General features: G+C 50.3%; 7 protein-coding genes. 3 read left to right on the top strand and 4 right to left on the bottom strand.

The genetic code is table 11. The features are described from left to right. The coding region (locus KO512_RS08230; protein WP_215951849.1) for a hypothetical protein at positions 1 to 336 on the top strand (336 nt) is incomplete at its 5' end. A 113-nt stretch (positions 337 to 449) separates the two neighbouring features. On the opposite strand, the gene KO512_RS08225 is transcribed toward KO512_RS08230, so the two are convergent. The 4 genes from KO512_RS08225 to KO512_RS08210 all read right to left on the bottom strand — a co-directional run bounded on the left by KO512_RS08225 (position 450) and on the right by KO512_RS08210 (position 5,144). Beyond that, positions 450 to 2,144: an ABC transporter permease gene (locus KO512_RS08225; RefSeq protein WP_215951848.1), complete on the bottom strand. Its 1,695-nt coding sequence runs from the start codon at positions 2,142 to 2,144 to the stop codon at positions 450 to 452. 81 nt (positions 2,145 to 2,225) lie between these two features. Further along, on the bottom strand, positions 2,226 to 3,257 hold the full coding sequence (locus tag KO512_RS08220) for a Fe(3+) ABC transporter substrate-binding protein (protein WP_215951847.1): 1,032 nt from the start codon (positions 3,255 to 3,257) through the stop codon (positions 2,226 to 2,228). Between the two features lie 214 nt (positions 3,258 to 3,471). Continuing rightward, a complete protein-coding gene (locus tag KO512_RS08215) occupies positions 3,472 to 4,185 on the bottom strand; it encodes a 16S rRNA (uracil(1498)-N(3))-methyltransferase (RefSeq protein WP_215951846.1) in 714 nt (237 codons plus the stop codon). 77 nt (positions 4,186 to 4,262) lie between these two features. Next, complete coding sequence (locus KO512_RS08210; protein WP_215951845.1) at positions 4,263 to 5,144, bottom strand: LysR family transcriptional regulator; 882 nt, start codon at positions 5,142 to 5,144, stop codon at positions 4,263 to 4,265. A gap of 113 nt (positions 5,145 to 5,257) precedes the next feature. On the opposite strand from KO512_RS08210, the gene KO512_RS08205 reads away from it, so the two are divergent. Both KO512_RS08205 and KO512_RS08200 read left to right on the top strand, forming a co-directional pair. After that, on the top strand, positions 5,258 to 5,689 hold the full coding sequence (locus KO512_RS08205; protein ID WP_215951844.1) for a DoxX family protein: 432 nt from the start codon (positions 5,258 to 5,260) through the stop codon (positions 5,687 to 5,689). Positions 5,690 to 5,748: 59 nt separating this feature from the next. Beyond that, complete coding sequence (locus tag KO512_RS08200; RefSeq protein ID WP_215951859.1) at positions 5,749 to 6,708, top strand: glutathione S-transferase family protein; 960 nt, start codon at positions 5,749 to 5,751, stop codon at positions 6,706 to 6,708.

Genomic DNA, 6,708 nt, shown 5'->3' with positions numbered 1-6,708 from the left:
AGATACAAGGGTGTGGTGAGCTTTGCGAACCGCACCATCGGCAGAACCCACGATTGCCATCGCACGATCGTCATTGACACCATTGATCCCAACGGTGCGGTTCGTTCCTCACCGGCACCCTACGCAAAATTGTTCGCGGTGGTGGTTGGCCTAAATTGCATCTGTAGGGTGCTTGGTGAGCTTGCGAACCGCACCATCGGCAGAACCCACGATTGCCATCGCACGATCGTCATTGACACCATTGATCCCAACGGTGCGGTTCGTTCCTCACCGGCACCTTACGCAAAATTGCTCGCGGCGGTGGTTGGCCGAAATTGCTTCTGTAGGGAATGGTGAGCTTGCGAACCGAGAACCGCATGATTACCACCGCACGATCGTCATAGGCACCATTGGTCCCAGCGGTGCGGTTCGTTCCTCACCGGCACCCTACGCAAAATTGTTTGCAGCGATTAATTGCTGTCGCGGGTGCCTGATATGGTTCGGCTTAACAGGATAACAGGAATAATACCTACCAAAACAATCAATAATGCCGCCAGCGAACAGGCTTCAAGCATCTCATCAGAGGCGTATTGGTAAACGTAGGTAGCCAAGGTGTCGTAATTAAAGGGTCGCAGAATCAGCGTTGCGGGCAGCTCTTTCATCGAATCGACAAATACCACTAAAGCGGCGGTGAGAATGCCACCTTTAATCAGTGGAAGGTGTACTTTAAGCAGGGTTTGTAGTGGTGAGAGCCCTAATGAACGGGAGGCCATATCCATGCTTTCAGTAATCTTATTCAGACTAGAATCGACTGAACCTAATGAGACGGCTAAAAAACGCACCACATAAGCAAAGATAACGGCAAATGCGGTACCGCTCAGCAGCAAACCTGTCGAGATACCAAAAAACTGATCCATCAGTCTGTCTATGGTGTTATCAAAAGCAGCCAAGGGAATAATCACGCCAATGGCCAATACAGCTCCCGGCATCGCGTAACCTAGACTAGAAAACTGCACCGCTATTTTGAGGCTTTTCTTCTTATGCAATCGTTTGGAGTAAGCCAGTAGTAGGGCGATGATAATGGTTAGCAGTGCGGCACTGCTCGAGAGTATAAAACTGTGGCTCGCATAGGTGAAAAACTCGAGAGTCCAGAGTTGATCGATATGTTTCAGCGCATAGCCTGCCAGCACCCACACAGGAATGAAAAAGCCTGTTACGACGGGCAGGGCGCAGAGCAGGGTTGCGCCCCAAGCGCGCCAGCCCGACAGACGATAACCGGTGAGTATTTTATAGCGGTCGGGGCTGTTGAATTGTCGCTGCTTCGCCCTTGCTAGACGCTCTAACGAGATCAGTATGACCACAAAGACCATCATCAGGCTGGCGATCTGCGCTGCGCCACCTAAATTGCTCATGTTCAGCCAAGTATCGTAGATCCCCGCACTCATACTTTTAACGGCAAAGTAATCCACCGTACCAAAATCGTTGAGGGCCTCCATTGAAACCAGCGACAACCCAACAGCAATCGCTGGGCGGGCTATTGGCAGCGAGACGCGATAGAAACTTTGAAATGGCGTGCAACCGAGGGTGCGGCTAGCATCATGGATCGTGGTCGATTGTTCTAAGAATGAAGCGCGGGCTAAGAGGTAAACATAGGGGTAGAGTACCATTGAGAGCATGAGGATGGCGCCGCCAAGGGTGCGAATATCAGGAAACCAGTAGTCGCGGGCGGTTTGCCAGCCGAACAGCTCACGCAGGGCTATCTGTAACGGTCCGGAGTATTCCAGCAAGTCGGTATAGACATAGGCGATTACATAGGCGGGCACTGCGAACGGCAATAGTAGCGCCCACTCGAATAGCTTGCGTCCAGGAAAACGGCACATGGTTACCAGCCAAGCACCACAGACACCGGTGGCGACAGACAGTACGCCGACACCAAGCATGAGTGCCAGTGTGGTGGTGATATACACCGGCAGCACTGTTGAAATGAGGTGCGACCAGATATTTTCGCTGGGAAACAGTGCCAGATAAAACACCGAGAGGATCGGCAGTGCCACCATCAATGCGGTGCCCCAAGTAGCACTGTACCAACCAAACAGGTAGTTTTTTTGTGGTGTCATCAGAGCTGGGGCTTGCTTGATTGTTGGGATGGCTTGTTCTGCCTGCATAACGCTGTCTTCTTAAACAAAAAACGGTAGCGCGCAGACTACCGTTTTGATGTCGAATTGTCCAAATATGTCGGCGTAGGCTTAGTTATCAAAACCTACTTTATCAACCATACGTGCTGCGGTTCCGCGTAGTTCGGCAATTTTTTGCAGGCTGACGTTATCCTGTTCGAAGTCGCCCATATATTCGTCGAGCAGTGCTGAACGCTTGGTGCCTGGGCGAATTGGGAATTCAAAGTTAGCTTCAGCATACATGGATTGTGCTTTGGCTTGGCTGAGGAACTCCATCAACTGAATTGCTGCTTGTTTGTTAGGCGCATATTTTGTGAGAGCTGCACCGGAGATACTCATGTGCGCGCCGCGACCTTCCTGATTCGGGAAAACCAAGTTAACTGAGTTGGCCCATTCTTTCTGTTCGGGTTGTTGCTCGTTAGTCAGCATTTTGCCGAAGTAGTAAGAGTTACCCAGCGCTAGGTCACATACACCCTCTTTAACGGCTTTAACTTGAGCGCGGTCGTTGCCCTGTGGTTTGCGGGCAAGGTTAGCTTTCAGACCTTCGAGCCACTGTTCTGCTTCGGCTTCACCGTGGTGAATGATCATAGAGCCGATCAGTGACAGGTTGTAGGTGTGCTTACCGCTGCGGGTACAGATGCGGCCTTTCCATTTAGGATCGGTTAGCTCTTCGTAGGTTTTAATTTCACCGGGTTCTACCCGATCTTTAGAGGCGTAGATCAGACGGGCACGGCTAGTTAGGCCAAACCAATGATCATCAGGATCACGGTAGTGAGCTGGAATATTTTCCTCTAGTACTTCGCTGTGAACGGCTTGCGTCAGACCCTTAGCAACCACATCGTAAAGTGGACCAATATCAGAGGTTAGTACGATATCGGCAGGTGAGTTTTTACCTTCGTGTTGCAGGCGCTCAATCAAACCTTTTTTAGCGAATATTACATTGGTTTTAATGCCCGTCTCTTCACTAAAGGCATCTAACATTGGCTGAATCAGAAACTGTTGGCGGTAAGAGTAGATGTTCACTTCATCGGCAGCAGACACATGGGTTGCGGCTAGAGTGAGGGGGAGAGTAAGAAACGCCAGTTTTTTCAAGTTATTACGCATTATAGGGATACCTGATCGATGAGACCGCATGCAACTAACGGGTAACGGCGAATGCGTTGCGCCCGAGAGCGTTGAGTCATTGTGTTGCTAATGGGAACTATTCTTATTTATAGAGGACTTAATGTCAATGGTAATGCGTATGATTCTCAATTAAATTGATCGAAATCAGTTTGACAGCCAACGTTAAGCGCTAAATTTATGCTGTGGGCCCGTTTCACACGGGGAACAGCTTGGACAATAACACCGGCACGGCATTTTCGACCCTGAGGATGCGGGGGCCGATATGGATGGCTGCAAAGCCAGCATCCTGCAATTTTTCCACTTCATAGGGGATAAACCCCCCTTCAGGGCCGACGGCAAGGGTTGTTTTAACCGACTCTGCGGGTGGGCAAATCGCGGCGTTATAAGGGTGGGCGACCAGTGCGCGGCTGTGCTGTGCGAGTGCTGGTAGCTCATCTTCGACAAAGGGTTTAAAGCGTTTACGTAGATGAACTTCGGGCATCTGGGTGTCGCCTGCTTGCTCAAGGCCAAGCAGTAACTGTTCTGTTAGGGATTGTGTCTGCAACAGCGGGGTTGACCAATAACTCTTATCAACCTTGTATGAGTTGATCAGATAGATCTGTTTGACCCCCATACTGGTAACGGTTTGCAGGGTGCGCTTGAGCATTTTGGGGCGAGGCAGCGCCAGCAGCAGGGTAAGGGGGAGCGGTGCGGGTGGTTGCTGAGTCAGTTTAATCTGTAATGTGATGCTTTGCTCTGTCAGGCTGAGGACAATGCCTTGGCCAATTTCGCCATTGAGCAAACCCACTTTGAGCGACTGATCTGGCACCGGTTGGTGAAACTGTTTGATATGGTGAAAACGTCGGTCGCTGATGACGACGGTATCGGCGGCGGTAAAATCACTTTCAAAAAGCAGAATCAGATTCATGGTGTCCCAGCGTAGCATCAATTTAGGTTCGCCATTCTAAAGCAGCCTTTTGCAGTTATCTATCTTGCCGTGAATGACTACGACATATAGTCGATTAAGCCATCGGCAAATGCTTTTACTTTGGCCGAAAGATGTTGGCGGTGCGGGTAGATAATATTCACCGGTATCTGTTTGTGGCAGATGTCTGCCAATACGGGGACGAGTTCACCGGTTTGTAGCATTCCATTGACGGCAAAGTCCGGACAGTAAGCGATCACCGTGCCGCTGCGGGCCATATTCGCGGCGGCGAGGGCGCTGTTAACGCGGACAACAAATGTCGGACGGACTTCAATTAACCCGTCGTCCGTTTGAAAGCGCCAGCTGGCCCCTGCTCGATGGTTGCTGTCAAAGACGCAGGGCAGCTTGTTAAGCTGTGTTAGTTGATGCGGTGTGCCGTAGCGTTTTAAATAGTCAGGACTGGCACAGAGCATCATCTGCAAAGATCCGGCGGAGCGGGCGATTAGGTTGGAGTCGTCCATCTGGCCAATACGAATGCCTAGGTCAAAGCCTTCAGCGATCAGGTCCGTAAAGCGATCATTCAGCACTAACTCAATGGTTAGCTCCGGGTTGTCTGTCAGCATCTGGGCGATATAGGGCATCAACACGAGCTCGCCGAAGGTAGTGGGGGCGGCAATCCGTAGGCGTCCAACTAATGTACGGTTTTGATGCTGCAGCTCGGCTTCGAGTGTGGCGATATCATCGATTATTTTCTTCGCTTGTTCATAGTAGCTCTGACCTTCGGGGGTCAGTTTCATGCTGCGGGTCGAACGGGTAATCAAGCGAACTTTAAGCCACTCTTCTAATTGCGATACGTGAGTACTCAGCAGTGCTTTGGTTTTACCCAGTTGTCGTGCTGCGGCGGTAAAGCTGCCTTGTTCCGCCACCGCGATATAGGAGGTCATCAGGTTGAGCTTGTCCATAACTGTTAAATATATCCGAACAATAAGTATAGTGAATGGATTATTGTTTATTTTTCCTCTGTGGTCAAAAATCACCTTATCCAATACATAGTTTTTTTAAGGAACAGATAGAGATGAATACACAACAGGCATACGCAACCACCTTGCTTCGCATCACTCTGGGCGTGATGTATCTGGCTCATGGTTTACTCAAGCTATTGGTGTTCACACCTGAGGGCACCGCCGGCTATTTTGCCTCTTTAGGTGTGCCCGCCTTTATGGGGCCGTTGACCATGGCGATTGAGATTGCCGGTGGCACCGCATTGGTATTAGGCGTTTATGCTCGCTGGGTCGCGTTGGCCTTGGTGCCGGTATTACTCGGTTCTATTGTGTTGGTACACGGGGCAAATGGTTGGGGCTTTGGTAATCAAGGTGGTGGTTGGGAATATCCTGCGTTTCTGATCGTCGCATCCTTGGTACAGGGCTTATTAGGCAATGGTCGTTGGGTGTTGTTCGATGAAAATAAGGCGGCTGAGCGATCCTTGAAAGTGAAAGCAGCGGTTTAAATACCCAAGTTTATGGTGAGGCCCCCGACTCATGGGGTCTCTTCCCAGGAGGACGAGTGATGTTAGTTAACGGCAAATGGCAAAAGAAATGGGATCCGGTACAGAGTAAAGATGCTCAAGGGCGGTTTGTACGCCAGAGTAGTGCTTTTAGAGCTGTCCCTAGCGCTGCGCGTGTGATGGCTGCGGTTGATGGCGATGCCGAGGCGTTAGGGTTGAAGTTGTATGTGGCGTATATCTGCCCTTGGGCGACCCGCGCGCTGATTGCGCGATCACTGTTGGGCTTGGATCAGCATATCCCGATCAGTGTCGTTGATCCGGTGTTGAGTGATAGCGGTTGGCAGTTTGGAGACTTTCCTGGTAGTACGCCGGTAACAGAGGAAGCCGTCACCTATATTCATCAACTGTATACCGCTAGTGATCCCACCTATAGCGGGCGGGCCACGGTGCCGGTGCTCTGGGATGTGAATGCCGGTGCGATTATGAATAATGAGTCGGCCGATATTCTACGCATTTTCAACCATGACCTGCGACCGTTACACTGCTCTGAGAGTGATCTATTACCGACTGCGCTGGCTTCTCAGATTGATCAATTTAATCAGGGGATCTATGAAAGCTTAAATAATGGTGTCTATAAGGCGGGGTTCGCTTCCTCTCAGCAGGCCTATGAAGAGGCGTATACTGGCGTGTTCGATACGCTGGATAGTTTAGAGCAACACTTTAGTGAGCATCAGTTTGCCGTGGGTGAACAGCTGACAGAGTGTGATATTCGCTTGTTTGTCACCTTGGTGCGTTTTGATCCGGTCTATTTTAGCCTGTTTAAAACCAATCGGCAGCGCATCGGCGATTATTCCGCTTTATCGGCTTATCTGGAGCGTTTATTACAGGTCGATGCCTTTAGTCAAAATACTCGAATTGATCATATTAAGTCGGGTTACTATTCGATTAAGGCATTAAACCCTAATGGTTTTGTCCCCGCTGGCCCTCAGCTTAGCTGGTATCGTTATTTACAGGATGGCTAA

The sequence above is a fragment of the Amphritea atlantica genome, assembly GCF_018860855.1.
Classification (GTDB): domain Bacteria; phylum Pseudomonadota; class Gammaproteobacteria; order Pseudomonadales; family Balneatricaceae; genus Amphritea; species Amphritea atlantica_A.
This window is presented reverse-complemented; position numbering and strand designations above follow the sequence as displayed.

Bases quoted from the DNA above. Each gene is read 5' to 3' on its own strand.
- KO512_RS08215 (WP_215951846.1), bottom strand. From the start codon at position 4,185: ATGAATCTGATTCTGCTTTTTGAAAGTGATTTTACCGCCGCCGATACC.
- KO512_RS08225 (WP_215951848.1), bottom strand. From the start codon at position 2,144: ATGCAGGCAGAACAAGCCATCCCAACAATCAAGCAAGCCCCAGCTCTG.
- KO512_RS08220 (WP_215951847.1), bottom strand. From the start codon at position 3,257: ATGCGTAATAACTTGAAAAAACTGGCGTTTCTTACTCTCCCCCTCACT.
- KO512_RS08210 (WP_215951845.1), bottom strand. From the start codon at position 5,144: ATGGACAAGCTCAACCTGATGACCTCCTATATCGCGGTGGCGGAACAA.
- KO512_RS08205 (WP_215951844.1), top strand. From the start codon at position 5,258: ATGAATACACAACAGGCATACGCAACCACCTTGCTTCGCATCACTCTG.
- KO512_RS08200 (WP_215951859.1), top strand. From the start codon at position 5,749: ATGTTAGTTAACGGCAAATGGCAAAAGAAATGGGATCCGGTACAGAGT.